Source organism: Comamonas resistens (genome assembly GCF_030064165.1).
Taxonomy (GTDB): Bacteria; Pseudomonadota; Gammaproteobacteria; order Burkholderiales; family Burkholderiaceae_C; genus Comamonas; species Comamonas resistens.
Window position 1 is genome coordinate 2,019,938 of record NZ_CP125947.1, and the last position, 14,380, is coordinate 2,034,317.

The window sequence follows — 14,380 nt, forward strand, 5'->3', positions numbered from 1 at the left end:
AACAACCATGAACCGAGATTACGAAATTCGCTCCGTGACCGATTTGCTGCTGCAGCTGGATCAGGGCTATCGCCCGCGTTACTTCCCCTTCTGGGGGCATCAGCCCGAAAAAGACGGCTCCGTGGGCAAGGGCTGCCTGAGCCAATGGTTTCATGCACCGTTCACCGTGGATGGCGATGCATTTCCCACGGCCGAGCATTTCATGATGGCTGGCAAGGCCCGTTTGTTTGGCGACGAGGAGGCCCGTCTGCAGGTGCTGGCTTCGCCATCACCCGCTGCGGCCAAGCAGGTGGGGCGCAGTGTGCGCAACTTTGACGAAGCGCGCTGGAATGCCGCGCGCTTCGACATCGTGGTGCGCGGCAATGTGGCCAAGTTCGGCCAGAATTCCGCCATGCGAGACTATCTGCTGGCCACGGGCGAGCGTGTGCTGGTGGAAGCCAGTCCGCGTGACCGCATCTGGGGCATAGGCATGGGCGCAGCCAACCCCGAGGCCGAACAGCCGCGTAAATGGCGTGGACAGAACCTGCTGGGCTTTGCGCTGATGGCGGCGCGTGCACAGCTGAGAGCTGGACTATGAGCACTCTGGACCGTTTTGAGGGCGCGCTGCTCGGCCTGGCATGCGGCGATGCTGTGGGCACGACGCTGGAGTTTCAGCCGCGTGGCAGCTTTGCGCCACTGACCGATATGGTCGGTGGCGGCCCGTTCTCGCTCAAGGCCGGGCAGTGGACCGACGACACCTCCATGGCCCTGTGCCTGGCCGAGAGCCTGATCACCAAACGGGCTTGCGACCCGCAGGACCAGATGGCGCGCTATGCCAACTGGTACCAATGGGGCTACTGGAGCTCTACCGGTCATTGCTTTGATATCGGCATGGCCACCAGGGCCGCCATCCAGGAATTCCTGCGCAGCGGCAATGCGCTGGCTGGCAGCGCCGATCCGCGCAGCGCCGGCAATGGCTCGCTGATGCGGCTGGCGCCCGTGGCGCTGATGTATGGACATGATGAGGCGCAGCTGCAGGCCATGGCCGCACTGAGCTCCCGCACCACCCACGCGGCCCCCGAATGCCTGGATGCCTGCCGTCTGTTCGCAGTGGCGCTGAGTCGTGCACTGGCGGGGGGAGACAAGCAACAGGTATTGGCGCTGTCGTCACTGGAACTGGACAGTCCCAGGATTCGCGAGATCGCGGAGGGAACCTGGATGGACAAGAGCCGTGAGCAGATCAGCAGTTCGGGCTATGTGGTGCACAGCCTGGAAGCGGCACTATGGTGTTTTGCGCGCCATGACAGCTTTGAGGCGGCGGTACTGGAAGTGGCCAATCTGGGCGACGATGCGGACACCACGGCGGCGATCACAGGGCAGATTGCCGGCGCTTTCTGGGGGCGCGGCGGCATTCCTGCTCATTGGCTGGCAAAGTTGCATCAAGAGCAGGACATCCGGGGGCTGGCGCTATCACTGCACCAGCTGAGCGATCGGCGTTCTTGAGCAACCGGTTCATGTTCAAATCCGGCCATCGATGTTGCCGGGTTGCGTCATGAAAGCTGTTTGGGGTTTGCTAAGTCTGGTCGTGGTGCTTGCTGTGGTCGGTGTGCTGGCCCAGAAAAGCTGGCGCAGCAGCCAGGAAAGTCTGGCCCGGCAGACCCGGTCGCTGCCGGCAGGGCACAATCAGGCTTCCGAAGCCGCCAATGTGCGGGATCAAAGCCAGCAGATTCAGCAGCAATATCGCCAGCAGCTGGAATCGGCCATCAACGCCCCGCGTCCCATGCCGGATGCGCAGTAAGGTGGTTGCGGTTGCTCCACTCACCAGCTTCCCACCCCAGCAAGGAGACAGCATGTCCATGTCTGACAGCCCAGCCCTGCGCGGCCCAGCCCGCCTCTCATTCGCCCTGACTCTGGCCTTGGTCGGCAGTGGTCTGGTGCAGGCGAATGCGCAAGCGCAACCACAGGTGCCGGCGCAGCAAGCGGACAAACCTCTGGTTGTGCATATCGCCCATGGTGGCCCGGTTTCAGGCCCCATCGCGGCACTGGGCAAGGACGAGGAAAACGGCGTGCGCATGGCCATTGAGGAGCTCAATGCGCGCAAGCTGCAACTGGGTGGGCGCCCCGTGCAATGGAAGCTTGAAGCCGGTGATGATGTCGGCGACCCCGGTCAGGCGGCAGCGTTGGCGCGGCGCTTTTGCGACAAGAAGGTCGCTGCCGTAGTGGGGCATCTGCAGTCGGGCACCACCTTGCCCGCGGCCAAGATCTATAACGATTGCAGCATTCCCAACATCACGCCTGCGGCGACCAACCCTGCCATTACCGAGGCAGGTTACGACGACAGCTTTCGCGTGATTGCCAACGACAAGGCCATGGTTGACGCCTTGCTCGACTACGCCGTCAAGCATCAGGGCGTCAAGCGCGTGGCCATCATTGACGACCGCACAGCCTACGGCCAGGGCATAGTCAAGCTGTTCGAGGCCGCGGCCGCCGAGCGCGATGTGCAGATCGTGGACAAGCAATACACCAGCGACAAGGCCACGCAATTCACGCCCATTCTCACCGCCATCAAGGGGCGCAAGCCCGATGCCATCTTCTTTGGCGGCCTGGATGCCCAGGCCGGCCCCATGCTGCGTCAGATGTCGCAGCTGGCCATGAACCAGACAAAGTTCCTGGGCGGCGATGCCCAATGCTCGGAGCGTTTGCCGGTCATGGCAGACAAAGCTCCTGCTCTCAAGAATGTGGTCTGTGTGATGAGCGGCAGCCCCTTGGCGGATATGCCGGGCGGCCCCGCCTGGAAGCAGAAGTACGACCAGCGCTTCCCGGGGCAGTATCAGGTCTACAGCCCCTACGCCTATGACGCCACCATGGTGCTGGCCCAGGCCATGCTGCGTGCCGATTCGGCCAAGGCCGAGGCTTTTCTGCCCCAGCTGCGTCAGGCGCATTACCAGGGCGTGACGGGCATGATCGCCTTTGACTCGCAGGGCGAGCTGCAGAATCCGCGCGTGACCCTGTTTGGCTACGGCTCGGGAGAACGCAAGGAATTGCTGGTCAGCGGCCAGTGATTGGGTGTTTGCCGATTTTGATTGAAATAGCCTGTAGCCATTTACTGGTAAGCGTAAGCAGCTATGGAATTTGATGCATCGGTGCATGAGCACTTCATGCGCCTGGCCCTGGAACAAGCCCGTACAGCAGCGGCCTGCGGCGAGGTGCCGGTGGGCGCGGTGGTGGTCAAGGGCGGTCAGGTCATAGGACGCGGCCGCAACAGCCCTTTGTCGGCCAACGACCCCACGGCCCATGCCGAAGTGCTGGCGCTGCGCGAGGCCGCGCAGGCTTTGGGCAATTACCGCCTGGAAGGCTGCACCCTGTATGTGACGCTGGAGCCTTGCACCATGTGCAGCGGCGCCATGCTGCATGCGCGTGTGGATCAAGTGGTCTACGGCGCGGCCGAGCCCAGGACGGGGGCGGCGGGCTCGGTGCTCGATGTGTTTGGCCACCCCGAAATCAACCACCAGACCCAGGTGCTGCGTAGCGTGCTGGCCGATGAATGTGCTGCCGTGATGGCCGAATTTTTTCAGCAACGCCGCAAGGAGAAAAAAGCCCAGGAGCCGCATCCGCTGCGGGACTGGGCTTTGCGCAACGACGATGCTGCCTTTGCCGATCTGCCCTATTGGCCCTGGCAGCCGCAGTGGCGTAGCGATCTGCCGGCACTGCAGGGCTTGCGCTTGGCCGTGGTGGATCAAGGGCCTGTAAAGCCGGGCGATGACGCGGCGCGGACCTGGTTGTGTGTGCATGGCAGCCCCGGCTGGGGCTATCAGTTCCGGCATTTGCTGCCCGGATTCCTGGCGGCCGGGCATCGCGTGGTCGTCCCCGATTTGCCTGGCTTCGGTCGCAGCGATCAACCCAAGAAAGACAGGCAGCACAGCGCGCAGTGGCATAGACAGGTTCTGGCCGAGCTGGTACAGGCGCTGGATCTGCGCTCGGTGGTGCTCCTGGGGCAGGGCGATGGCGGGCTGCTGGGCCTGCAGGTCGCGGCGCAGATGCCACAGCGTTTTGTGGGGGCCTGGCTCAAGGATGCCTGGCCGCTGGCGCAGCAGCCGGATAGCCGTCTTCATTGGTTCGAGCAGGCTGCGCGCAAGCCTTCTTGGGATGTGGCTCAGGCTATGAAGCAGGTGGAAGGCCTGGCGGAGCCTGAAGAGGCCCAGGCCTGGAATGCGGCTTTTGCCCAGCCCGGCCATCGCGCCGCGCTCAAGGCCTGGCCGCGTGTGCAGCAGGAGCTGCAGGGCCTGCCCACTGAGCTGCTGACGCAGTGGGTACGGGACGGCCATCTGTGGTTGCAGGCACCAGAGACAGCGCAGCCCGTGCCGGCCGCCCAATGGCAGGCGGCCTGGCTGCAGGCGCTGCCGCAACTGGCGTCGGCCGATGCTGTCTGGCGTCAAACCCCGCATGGTTCTCTGGTTCCTGCCCAAAGTCAGGGCAGTGCGGCGGCGGCTGTGGAATACTTTGCGCCATCGTCCGCGGCCCGTTGAAGGCTGCACGACTTGCGCAAATCAGGCTCAGGCAAGCGCTTTGCCTCAGAGATGCGGTCTTGGTGCCTCCGCAGCGGCGGCCCGGCTTGTTTGCGTAAGTCCTATTGAATATCCGAATCTGCGGATTCATCTACTTCATGGAGCATGTGGCCAGCGGCTGCATGAAAAGGCTTTGGCAAGCTCGCGCAAATCCCCGGCATCCACCACCCAGCAAAGCAATCACGACCAGCACGATCACGCGCATGAACATGGCCATGCAGACCATGTACATGACGAACATTGCGGTCACGATCACCACGACCATGTGCACAGTGAGGACGACAGCTGCTGCGGTCATGATCACAGCCATGGCGGCAAGCACATCTATATCTACTCGCCCTCGGGTGCAGTGCGCGACAAGGCGGCTTTCAAGCGCGGTATCAGGCAGCTCGAAGCCCTGGGTCATGAGGTGGAGGTCGATGCCGATGCGCTGGCCAGCAGCCAGCGTTTTGCGGGTGACGATGCCACGCGCCTGGCTGCCATTCACCGCGCCGCAGCCAGCGGCGCCGATGTGGCGCTGATTTCGCGTGGCGGCTACGGCCTCACGCGCATCCTGCCGGGCATCAAGTACAAGGCCGTGGCCAAGGCGATTGCCAATGGCACCCAATTTGTGGGCCTGAGCGACTTCACGGCCTTTCAGCTGGCCATGCTGGCGCAGACTGGCTCCATCACCTGGGCGGGGCCGGCGCTCAATGCCGACTTTGGCGTCGATACCAAAAAGACCGGTGAGCCCGTGGACGACATCATGCTCGACTGCTTTGAGGATCTGCTCAGCGGGCAGGGTGAAGGCGCGGGCTGGCAGATGCCAAAAATTGGCGAGCTACCCAATGGCAAGCCGCAGCTCAAGGACTTTTACGTGCCTGGCGGAGCCACGCTATGGGGCGGCAATCTGGCCGTGCTGGTGTCCTTGCTGGGTACGCCCTATTTTCCGCAGATCGACGGCGGCATTCTGTTCATCGAGGACGTGGGCGAGCATCCCTACAAGATCGAACGCATGCTGACCCAGCTGATGCTGGCCGGTGTGCTGCAAAAGCAAAAAGCCATCGTCTTTGGGCAGTTCACCGAGTTCAAGCTGACCACGCATGACAAGGGCTTCAAGCTGCAGACCGTGATCGATTGGCTGCGCATGCAGATCAAGCGCCCCGTGCTCCAAGGCCTGCCATTCGGCCATGTACCTACCAAGGTGCTGCTGCCCGTGGGCGCACAGGTTTCGCTATCCGTCGAAGGCCGCGATGCGCTTATCTACTGGGGTCATACTCACTGATTGATAGCTGCCTGCGCTTGATGGGTAGGCGTTACAGCCGGTTTTGATTGAAATTTCTGACAAGGATGGGCTGGCATGGGCAAGGCCGCACTGCAATGGACCGATGACATGCTGGCCCAGCTGGGCCGGGAAAAAGACGCCGTGCTGGCCGAGCGCTGGGGTATATCGGCCAAGACCGTGAACCTCAAGCGCAATGCGCTGGGCATTGCGGCCTTCGGGCACTTTCAGTGGACGAGCGAGACCACGGCTTTGCTGGGCAAAGCATCGGATGCCGAAGTGGCAAAGCAGCTGGGCATCAGCAAGGCCAGCGTGGTCGCCAGGCGCACGGAACTGGGCATTGCCCCGGTGACGGGCGCGGCCAGCAGCGCTTTCGATTGGACGGACGAAGCTATTGCATTGCTGGGCACGGCATCGGACGCCAAGGTGGCCGAGCAACTGGGCCTGAGCCGGCTGACGGTCTACAACGCTCGCGTGGCACGCGGTATTGAGGCAGCGAAAAAAGGCACTTCCAAGGCATGAGTGTCGCAGTACCTGGTCCCGCCGCACCATCGCCGAACCTGTTGCGATCCGGGCTGCGCGGGCTGGTACTGGGCTGGGTCTGGCTGACAGCACTGTGGGGAGCTTCACAGATATTGACGCAGCTGCCCGCCTGGGGCTGGCTGCTGGTGGTTGTGCTGCTGGCCGTCATGCCGGCCTGGGGGCTGTGGCTGGCCTTCATGCTGCGCAAAAAAGTGCTGCGTTTTCAGTTTTCCCCTCAGGGTCTGATAGGCCGCTGGCTGTCCGGGGGCTGGTGGCCTGCTTGCAAGGCATTGCTGCTGGCGCTGCTGCTGTGCAGCATGACGCTTTGGCAGGCCTGGTTTCTGGCCGCGTGGGAATGGGCGCTATTGGCGTTGGCCGTGCCTGTGTATCTGCTGCTGGCCTGGTACTTGCAAAGCCGGCTGACGCGGGAATTTTCAACGCCTGCCTTTGCCTGGGCATGGAGTCAGCGAGCCGCCAGGGCATTGCTGGTCATGGTGCTGGGCGGCCTGTGGCTGTATGGCATGGCCCGCAGCCAGGATTTCGGGCGTGAGCTGACAGAGGCCATGGAGCCCGCGGCGCTGGACGCAGTCATTGCCCGCATCCGTTCGGCACCTTCGGGCCTGGTGCGCTGGGGGCTGGACAGTCTGCTGGCGCTGCAGCTTGCCGGTGCGGCAGCGGCCGATCTGCCGCAGATGCCCGCGCTCAGGCTGTTGCTGCTGGCCTTGTTCGGCCCCGTGAGCGTGCTGCTGTGCCTTGGTGCTTCGATGCAGGGCGGAACAGGTGACAAAACCATCTGGCGGCAGGCGGCACCGCCGGGCGCTGGCCGCAATGCCTCGCCATGGCTGGCGCTAGTGGGCGTATTGGTACTCGGCATTCTGGTGCAGACCACGGCCAGCCTTGACGGATTGGCACGAAACCATGAAAGCCCGCTGGCACTGCGGCGCCTGCCAGAGTGCGAGCGCATAGGCTTGCAGCTCTACCGGCTGGGCACGCTGGATGCAACGCGCCAGCAAGCCTTGCAGGCTTTGGGGCAGATCCAGGCCCCACAGGCGCTGTGCCAAGGCATGGCCGGACTGGAGCAGCAACTGGATGCTGCCGTGGAGCGCTACCTCGACTGGTATTTCAGCCTGGGTGCGGAGTGGGGGCGCATTTTCAGTCTGCTGACCGGCGATGTCAGCCAGTTCTTGCAGAACAAGCTGACCGAAACCCTGAGTGCCAGCCCTGGCCTGGAACACTGGATGCAGATGCTGCAAAAGCAGGCTGAAACCAGTGGCGTGGCCTTGAATCAGGCAGAGCAACGCATAGAAGATACTCTGGCGCGTCACCATCTGGCACTCAACGCCAGCCAGTGCATTGTTCGCGCCCAGGTGCCGCAACTGCCAGCATTGGATTTGCTGGGTGATGCCCGTCAGCGACTGACGGCCAGCGCCGTCGCCACTGTGGGCGCAGGCGCTGGTGCCGGGGCCTTTGCTGCCGTGGTCGCCGGCAAAGCCATGACCAAGACATCCATGAAGGCAGCCAGCAAGGTGCTGGCCAAAGCGGCGGCCAAGCAGGGCCTGGGCAAGGCGGGCGCCGCAGCGGCAGGGGCGGCCCTGGGGTCGGTAGTTCCCGGCATAGGTACAGCGGCAGGGGCGATTGCCGGGGCTGTGGCCGGAGCCGTCATTGGTGTGGGCGTGGATTGGGCAGCGCTTTATGCCGAGGAATTGCTGACGCGCGATGCCATGCGTGCCGATCTTCGTGCTGCGCTGGGTGAGCAACTGCAAAGCCTGGGCCAGGCCATGGGCTGCAAGTAGAGGGTGGAGCACCTGCAAAACCTGCGATGGAGGTGCTGTCTAAAGCTGCATTCCATCAAACGCAGGCGTACAGTGAAGTCTCACTGCAGGAGTTGTATATGCTGATTTACTCCCTCATGAAACCCGAAGGCATCTTGCTGCTGGAGCCTCACGGCCCCCTGACCGAGCAGGATTTTGACGGCGTCAGCCAGGATGTGGACGAATTCCTGCAAGAGCATCCCAAGCTGCATGGTGTGATGGTTCAGGCCAAGGATTTCCCGGGCTGGGAAAACTGGGCCGGCTTCAGTGCCCATATGGGCTTTGTGCGCGACCATCGCAAGCAGGTGGAGCAGATTGCACTGGTCACCGACAGCCATCTGGCAGGCATGGCCGAATTTGTCGGCAAGCACTTCACACATGCCGACGTTCGGCATTTCCCGTTTGCCGAAGACGCAAAAGCCATGCAGTGGCTGCACTCGGCCTGAGTTTTTCGGCTTGAAAGACTGCGCCTCTCTCCAGGCAATGGCGGGAGAGAGGCAAGTTGGTATCTAACCCTGTTTCCTGTGGCTGGCTATCGAGCTTGCATGGGTCGCCGCCTGTACGGGCGCCTGTGCATAGCGCTTGAACTCCATGGTGTAGGTGGCGCGGCCCTGGGTCATGGAGCGCAGATGGGTGGCGTAGCCGAACATTTCCGATAGCGGCACCTCGGCCTTGATGGTCTTGCCGCCGCCCGCAATATCGTCCATGCCCTGCACGGAGCCACGGCGCGAGGATAGGTTGCCCATCACGGTGCCCGCATATTCCTCGGGCGTTTCTACCTCGACGGCCATGATGGGCTCCAGGATCACCGGGTCAGCCTTTTTGCAGGCTTCCTTGAAGCCGAGGATGGCGGCCATGCGGAAGGCCTGCTCCGAAGAGTCCACCTCGTGATAGGAACCAAAGGTCAGCCGCACGCGCACATCGACCACGGGGTAGCCGGACAGCACGCCGGAGTTCATGGCCTCGCGCAGGCCTTTTTCCACGGCGGGAATGAATTCGCGCGGAATCACGCCCCCCTTGATCTCATCGACGAATTCAAAGCCCCTGCCCGACTCCAGTGGCTCGACGGTCAGCACCACATGGCCGTACTGGCCCTTGCCGCCGGATTGACGCACGAACTTGCCGTCCACATCGCTGACTGCCCTGCGGATGGTTTCGCGGTACGCCACCTGGGGCTTGCCGACATTGGCGGCCACATTGAATTCGCGCTTCATGCGGTCGACGATGATTTCCAGGTGCAGCTCGCCCATGCCGGCAATGATGGTCTGGCCCGACTCTTCGTCGGTGCTGACTCTGAAGGAGGGATCTTCGGCCGCGAGGCGCGCCAGCGCCAGGCCCATTTTTTCCTGATCGGCCTTGCTCTTGGGTTCTACAGCCTGAGCAATCACGGGTTCGGGGAAGGAGATTTTCTCCAGAACAATGGGAGCCTGCGGATCGCATAGCGTCTCGCCCGTGCTCACGTCCTTGAGGCCCACGCAGGCCGCGATGTCGCCAGCGCGGATTTCGTCGATCTCCTGGCGTGCATTGGCATGCATCTGCACGATGCGGCCTATGCGCTCCTTTTTGCCACGAGTCGGGTTGTAGACCAGGTCGCCTTTGGCCAATACGCCCGAGTACACACGTACAAAAGTCAGCTGGCCCACAAAGGGGTCGGTCATGAGCTTGAAGGCCAGGGCGGCGAACTTTTCGTCGTCACTGGCATGGCGTATCAGTGTGCGGCTGTCGTCCTCGCTATGCCCTTCGATAGCAGGAACATCGAGCGGCGAAGGCATGAGCTCGACAATGGCATCGAGCAGGCGCTGCACGCCCCGATTCTTGAAGGCCGAACCACAAAGCATGGGCTGAATTTCGGTGGCAATCGTGCGCAGGCGCAGACCGGTGACGATGTCCTCGGCGCTGAGGTCACCGGTGTTCAGGTATTTTTCGGTCAGCGCTTCCGTGGCCTCGGCTGCGGCCTCCACCATCTGCTGGCGCCATTCTTCAGCACTGGCCTTCAGGGTATCGGGGATTTCCCGGTACTCGAATTTCACGCCCTGCGACTCGTCGTCCCAGAAGATGGCTTTCATCTTGATGAGGTCGACCACGCCGTGAAAGTCGGCCTCGTTGCCTATGGGGATGACGATGGGCACGGGATGGGCCTTGAGGCGTTCCACCATCATCTGGCGTACACGAAAGAAGTCGGCGCCCACACGGTCCATCTTGTTGACGAAGGCCAGGCGCGGCACCTTGTATTTGTTGGCCTGGCGCCAGACGGTTTCGGACTGGGACTGCACACCGCCCACGGAGTCATAGACCATGACCGCGCCGTCGAGCACGCGCATGGAGCGTTCGACCTCGATGGTGAAGTCCACGTGGCCGGGGGTGTCGATGATGTTGATGCGGTGAGCCGGGAAGTTGTGTTCCATGCCCGACCAGAAGGCCGTGGTGGCCGCCGAGGTGATTGTGATGCCGCGTTCCTGCTCCTGCTCCATCCAGTCCATGGTGGCCGCGCCGTCATGGACCTCGCCCAGCTTGTGGTTGACCCCGGTATAGAACAGGATGCGCTCGGTGGTGGTGGTCTTGCCGGCATCGATATGCGCGGAAATGCCGATATTGCGATAGCGCTCTATTGGGGTGTGGCGAGCCATGATGACCTCCCTGAAACACAGTTCTGCAACCGAAGAGCCCGCACCGCGGCGACGGTAGGGGCCAGCTGGGGAAATGCCGGAGGAAATACTAGATAGATGGGTACAAGCTCACTGCCAGCGTGGGTATGGCTGGCGGCATACAAACAGAGGCAACGCGCATACAGGGAAACGGGCCTTTGCTACTCTCTGGTGCCTGCCTTTATCTCCTGTCGAGACGCCATATTCGCAAAGGACTCGTGAACATGACTGAGCAAAACATTCAGGTCATCGCCCACAAAATGGTTTACATCCTGGTCGTGGAGCAAAGCCTGCGTGCGCAGGGGAGGGAATGAGCGAGACGGCGTTTGCAGCCGATCTGCAAAGGCATGGCATAGACGACAGTGATCGTCAACTGGCCCTGGAATGGGCCGTCGGCAAGGGGTGGCTGCAGACAACCGAGGAGGGGGAGGTGCGCCTGACCGAAACCGGCTTCGATATGAATTTCACGCAGTAGCGGGCCGGGCCTGTGGCGGCAGACTCTGCAGCTATTCCAGGTAAACGCCTTTTTCTTTTTTGCGTGCCCGCATGCCGGTGCGCAGGAACAATTCGCTGCCGCCTTGAACGGCCAGGGGCTGGCTGGGCTTGCCGTCCGCCAAAGCCAGATGGGCGTCGGCACGTACGTTCCAGTTTTCCAGCAAGTCCTGTACGGCAAGACGCTCGGCAGCGGCCAGTTCTGGGTGCTGCTGCAGGAATTCCTGCAGATACTGGCGCGCATCCTGATGTAGCTGCTCGCGCGTGGTCGCCAGCGAGATATAGCTGATGTCGTCATCGCGCCCGCTGGTGTGCGTGCCCAGCAGATAGCAGCCTATGTAGTCGCCCCGGGTCTGCCCCACGGCAGGATCCTGGCTGAGTTTCTTGAGCAGACTAAAGGGCCACATGCGTTGAATTCCTAACACCGGGCCAGGGCCCAAACAGGTATTGTCGCCCATGGCTGGGCACCGCCAGCATGTGGATGTTGCGCACCGAAACGAACAAAAGAGGCAAGAAGAGGCGAAAGGGGAGATATGGGGGAAAGCAACTCAGTGGCAAAACCGTCGACCAGTCCGTGGTTCAAGCGAGGACTTCATCTGGCGGCAGCGGTGACCGGAATGGCTTTGCTGGCCGGGGCGACCTTGGCCGTCTATGGTGTGCGGGCTCAGCCGCGCATGGATGGCAAGCTGGTGCTGCCGGGATTGATGGGCAATGTTCAGGTGCGGCGCGATGCGGCCGATGTCACGCATATTCAGGCCGCCTCGCCCCAGGACGCCTGGCGGTCGCTGGGCTTTGTGCATGCCCAGGAGCGCGGCTGGCAGCTTGAATTCAACCGCCGCCTGATGCAGGGGAGGCTATCCGAGATTCTGGGGCCGTCCACGCTGGAGCTGGACAAGCTCATGCGTGCGCTGGACATCCACGGCGCAGCCCATCGCCAATACCAGGCCATGCCGGCGGCCGTGCAGCAGGCGCTGCAGGCTTATAGCCAGGGTATCGCGGCTTTCTATGCAAGGCCCTCACAGGCCCGGGCGCCCGAGTTCGTGCTGCTGGGCACGCAAGCCGGTCTGGCCCATGGCTCGGCCTGGGAGCCCGAGGACACAGTGGGCTGGGCGCTGATGATGGCGCTGGACCTGGGCGGCAACTGGGGTAACGAGTTTGCTCGCCTCAACCTGCTGCAGGTGCTGAATACCGAGCAGCTCTGGCAGCTGATGCCGGCCTACCCGGGCGAGCAGCCAGCCAGCTCCGTCGATCTGGCCGGCTTGTACAGGCAACTGGGCGTCTATCGCGATGAAAAAGAGCAGTCCCCAGGCCAGCGGCCCGCAGCGCAGATGCAGTCGGCCCTGCAGCAATGGGCCGCCGCCGCTGTGCGGGACATGGGAACGAATGACGGTCTGGGCAGCAACAACTGGGTGGTGTCAGGCAGCAGGACCAGGAGCGGCAAGCCCTTGCTGGCCAATGATCCGCATCTGGGTCTGAGCGCACCGGCCATCTGGTACTTTGCCCACCTGCAGTCGCCCGAGGGCAGGGCCTCTGACGGCAGCAGCCTGCCCGCGCTCAACGTAACAGGGGCAACCTTGCCCGGTATGCCGTTTGTGGTACTGGGGCGCACGGCCGAGGTGGCCTGGGGCTTTACCAATACCAATCCCGATGTGCAGGACTTGTATCTGGAGCAGATCAACCCCGCGGACAGCAGCCAGTACCGTACGCCCACGGGCTGGGAAAAATTTGGTACCCGGGAGGAAGTCTTCAAGGTCAAGGGCCAGGCCGATGTGAAAGTCACGCTGCGTAGCACGCGCCACGGGCCGGTGCTCAGCGACGCCCAGGCCCAGTACGGCAAGGTGCTGGACACCGCACGCTATGCGCTGGCCCTGCGCTGGGCGGCGCTGGACACCGATAACCGTACGGTGGAAGCCGGCCTCAGGGCCAATGGTGCGCATACCGTGCAGCAGTTGCTGGAGGCCTTCTCCATCTACCACTCGCCCATGCAGAGCATTGTGGCGGCCGATGTGCAGGGGCATATCGGCTTCAAGGCGGCGGGCAAGGTGCCGCTGCGTGCGGCTGACAACGATCTGCGGGGCGTGGCCCCCGCGCCGGGCTGGGATGCACGCTATGACTGGCAGGGCTGGCTGGACTATGAGCAGACACCGCAGGACGACGGTAGTGCACGCGGCTTCGTCGTCACCGCCAACCAGCGCGTGACGGCGCCTGGCTACGCGCATTTCCTGACCCAGGACTGGAGCCTGCCTTACCGCCACCAGCGCATAGAGCAACTGCTGTCGGCCAGTGACCGGCATGACGCGGCCAGCATGGCAGCCATTCAGAATGATGTGCAGTCGCTTGCCACGCAGGCCTTGCTGCCAGCGCTGCGCAAGGCACAGTCCGGCCATGTCCATGTGCTGGCCGCGCAGGTGCTGCAACTGATGGCCCGCTTTGACGGACACATGGACAAGAGCCGGCCCGAGCCGCTGATTTTTTCCGTTTGGGTCGATGAGCTGACGCGCGGCATTGTCATTCCCCGCATTGGCGAGCAGCGCTTTGCCATGGCCTACGGCAAGCGCGACTTTCGCGCCGGGCTGGAAGGCATTCTGGCGCGCAACGATGTCTGGTGGTGCGCGCCCAAAAGCTGTGCGCAGCAGGTGGGCGATGCGCTGACGCGCACGCTTGACAAGCTGCAGGCAGCCTATGGCCCGGACCCGCAGCGCTGGCGCTGGGGCGATGCCCATCCGGCCCTCAGTGCCCACAGGCCGTTTGCTGGCGTGGCGGCGCTGGCTCCCGTTTTCAATGTCAGCGTGGCGTCCAGCGGTGACAGCTATACGGTCAACGTCGGCCAGTACAACCCCAACCCCTTGCCCGCCGATGCGCGCGGGCCGTTGGCCGGGCGCTTTGTGAACCGCCATGCACCGTCGCTGCGCGCCATCTATGACCTGGGCGACCTGGAGTCGTCGCGCTTCATCTATCAGACGGGGCAAAGCGGGCTGGCCTTGTCGGGCCGCTATGCCGATATGCGCGATGAGTGGGCCAGCGGTCGCTACAGGCCGCTGCAGATGCAGCCGGACCGCTGGGTGCATGTGCTGCAGCTGCAGCCTGGGCGCTAGATGAGGTAAG

At 63.0% G+C, this 14,380-nt stretch carries 13 protein-coding genes; 11 read left to right on the forward strand and 2 right to left on the reverse strand.

Features of this window, described 5'->3' with window-relative positions:
- The first annotated feature begins 7 nt into the window (after window positions 1-7).
- From QMY55_RS09490 to QMY55_RS09530, 9 genes are all read left to right on the forward strand, one after another.
- Entirely contained in the window at window positions 8-577 is a 570-nt protein-coding gene (locus QMY55_RS09490; RefSeq protein ID WP_283488362.1) for an NADAR family protein, read from the forward strand.
- Window positions 574-1,482: an ADP-ribosylglycohydrolase family protein gene (locus tag QMY55_RS09495; protein WP_283488363.1), complete on the forward strand. Its 909-nt coding sequence runs from the start codon at window positions 574-576 to the stop codon at window positions 1,480-1,482. Before QMY55_RS09490 ends, QMY55_RS09495 begins: the two co-directional genes overlap by 4 nt.
- A 49-nt stretch (window positions 1,483-1,531) precedes the next feature.
- On the forward strand, window positions 1,532-1,777 hold the full coding sequence (locus QMY55_RS09500; protein ID WP_283488364.1) for a hypothetical protein: 246 nt from the start codon (window positions 1,532-1,534) through the stop codon (window positions 1,775-1,777).
- 52 nt (window positions 1,778-1,829) lie between these two features.
- Window positions 1,830-3,041: a branched-chain amino acid ABC transporter substrate-binding protein gene (locus QMY55_RS09505; protein WP_283488365.1), complete on the forward strand. Its 1,212-nt coding sequence runs from the start codon at window positions 1,830-1,832 to the stop codon at window positions 3,039-3,041.
- A 63-nt stretch (window positions 3,042-3,104) separates the two neighbouring features.
- Complete coding sequence (gene tadA / locus QMY55_RS09510) at window positions 3,105-4,505, forward strand: tRNA adenosine(34) deaminase TadA (RefSeq protein WP_283488366.1); 1,401 nt, start codon at window positions 3,105-3,107, stop codon at window positions 4,503-4,505.
- Window positions 4,506-4,809: 304 nt separating this feature from the next.
- On the forward strand, window positions 4,810-5,808 hold the full coding sequence (locus tag QMY55_RS09515; protein ID WP_283488914.1) for an LD-carboxypeptidase: 999 nt from the start codon (window positions 4,810-4,812) through the stop codon (window positions 5,806-5,808).
- Between the two features lie 75 nt (window positions 5,809-5,883).
- Window positions 5,884-6,327: a hypothetical protein gene (locus tag QMY55_RS09520; RefSeq protein WP_283488367.1), complete on the forward strand. Its 444-nt coding sequence runs from the start codon at window positions 5,884-5,886 to the stop codon at window positions 6,325-6,327.
- A complete protein-coding gene (locus QMY55_RS09525; protein ID WP_283488368.1) occupies window positions 6,324-8,120 on the forward strand; it encodes a hypothetical protein in 1,797 nt (598 codons plus the stop codon). The genes QMY55_RS09520 and QMY55_RS09525 overlap by 4 nt, the downstream gene beginning before the upstream one ends.
- A gap of 98 nt (window positions 8,121-8,218) precedes the next feature.
- A complete protein-coding gene (locus QMY55_RS09530) occupies window positions 8,219-8,584 on the forward strand; it encodes a SpoIIAA family protein (RefSeq protein WP_283488369.1) in 366 nt (121 codons plus the stop codon).
- A 63-nt stretch (window positions 8,585-8,647) separates the two neighbouring features.
- On the opposite strand, the gene fusA is transcribed toward QMY55_RS09530, so the two are convergent.
- Window positions 8,648-10,765, reverse strand: coding sequence for an elongation factor G (gene fusA, locus QMY55_RS09535; RefSeq protein ID WP_283488370.1), 2,118 nt, complete (start codon window positions 10,763-10,765; stop codon window positions 8,648-8,650).
- Between the two features lie 328 nt (window positions 10,766-11,093).
- Between fusA and QMY55_RS09540 the strand changes: the two genes are divergently transcribed.
- Window positions 11,094-11,258, forward strand: a complete 165-nt coding sequence (locus QMY55_RS09540) for a hypothetical protein (RefSeq protein ID WP_283488371.1) — start codon at window positions 11,094-11,096, stop codon at window positions 11,256-11,258.
- Window positions 11,259-11,289: 31 nt separating this feature from the next.
- On the opposite strand, the gene QMY55_RS09545 is transcribed toward QMY55_RS09540, so the two are convergent.
- Window positions 11,290-11,682, reverse strand: a complete 393-nt coding sequence (locus tag QMY55_RS09545) for a hypothetical protein (RefSeq protein ID WP_283488372.1) — start codon at window positions 11,680-11,682, stop codon at window positions 11,290-11,292.
- Window positions 11,683-11,808: 126 nt separating this feature from the next.
- On the opposite strand from QMY55_RS09545, the gene QMY55_RS09550 reads away from it, so the two are divergent.
- On the forward strand, window positions 11,809-14,370 hold the full coding sequence (locus QMY55_RS09550; protein WP_407650658.1) for a penicillin acylase family protein: 2,562 nt from the start codon (window positions 11,809-11,811) through the stop codon (window positions 14,368-14,370).
- Window positions 14,371-14,380: the final 10 nt, after the last annotated feature.

What these genes read in the sequence shown, in the direction of transcription:
- QMY55_RS09500 (WP_283488364.1), top strand. Translation starts at nt 1,532, where the DNA reads ATGAAAGCTGTTTGGGGTTTGCTAAGTCTGGTCGTGGTGCTTGCTGTG.
- QMY55_RS09525 (WP_283488368.1), top strand. Translation starts at nt 6,324, where the DNA reads ATGAGTGTCGCAGTACCTGGTCCCGCCGCACCATCGCCGAACCTGTTG.
- QMY55_RS09540 (WP_283488371.1), top strand. Translation starts at nt 11,094, where the DNA reads ATGAGCGAGACGGCGTTTGCAGCCGATCTGCAAAGGCATGGCATAGAC.
- QMY55_RS09505 (WP_283488365.1), top strand. Translation starts at nt 1,830, where the DNA reads ATGTCCATGTCTGACAGCCCAGCCCTGCGCGGCCCAGCCCGCCTCTCA.
- fusA (WP_283488370.1), bottom strand. Translation starts at nt 10,765, where the DNA reads ATGGCTCGCCACACCCCAATAGAGCGCTATCGCAATATCGGCATTTCC.
- tadA (WP_283488366.1), top strand. Translation starts at nt 3,105, where the DNA reads ATGGAATTTGATGCATCGGTGCATGAGCACTTCATGCGCCTGGCCCTG.
- QMY55_RS09545 (WP_283488372.1), bottom strand. Translation starts at nt 11,682, where the DNA reads ATGTGGCCCTTTAGTCTGCTCAAGAAACTCAGCCAGGATCCTGCCGTG.
- QMY55_RS09520 (WP_283488367.1), top strand. Translation starts at nt 5,884, where the DNA reads ATGGGCAAGGCCGCACTGCAATGGACCGATGACATGCTGGCCCAGCTG.
- QMY55_RS09550 (WP_407650658.1), top strand. Translation starts at nt 11,809, where the DNA reads ATGGGGGAAAGCAACTCAGTGGCAAAACCGTCGACCAGTCCGTGGTTC.
- QMY55_RS09530 (WP_283488369.1), top strand. Translation starts at nt 8,219, where the DNA reads ATGCTGATTTACTCCCTCATGAAACCCGAAGGCATCTTGCTGCTGGAG.
- QMY55_RS09495 (WP_283488363.1), top strand. Translation starts at nt 574, where the DNA reads ATGAGCACTCTGGACCGTTTTGAGGGCGCGCTGCTCGGCCTGGCATGC.
- QMY55_RS09490 (WP_283488362.1), top strand. Translation starts at nt 8, where the DNA reads ATGAACCGAGATTACGAAATTCGCTCCGTGACCGATTTGCTGCTGCAG.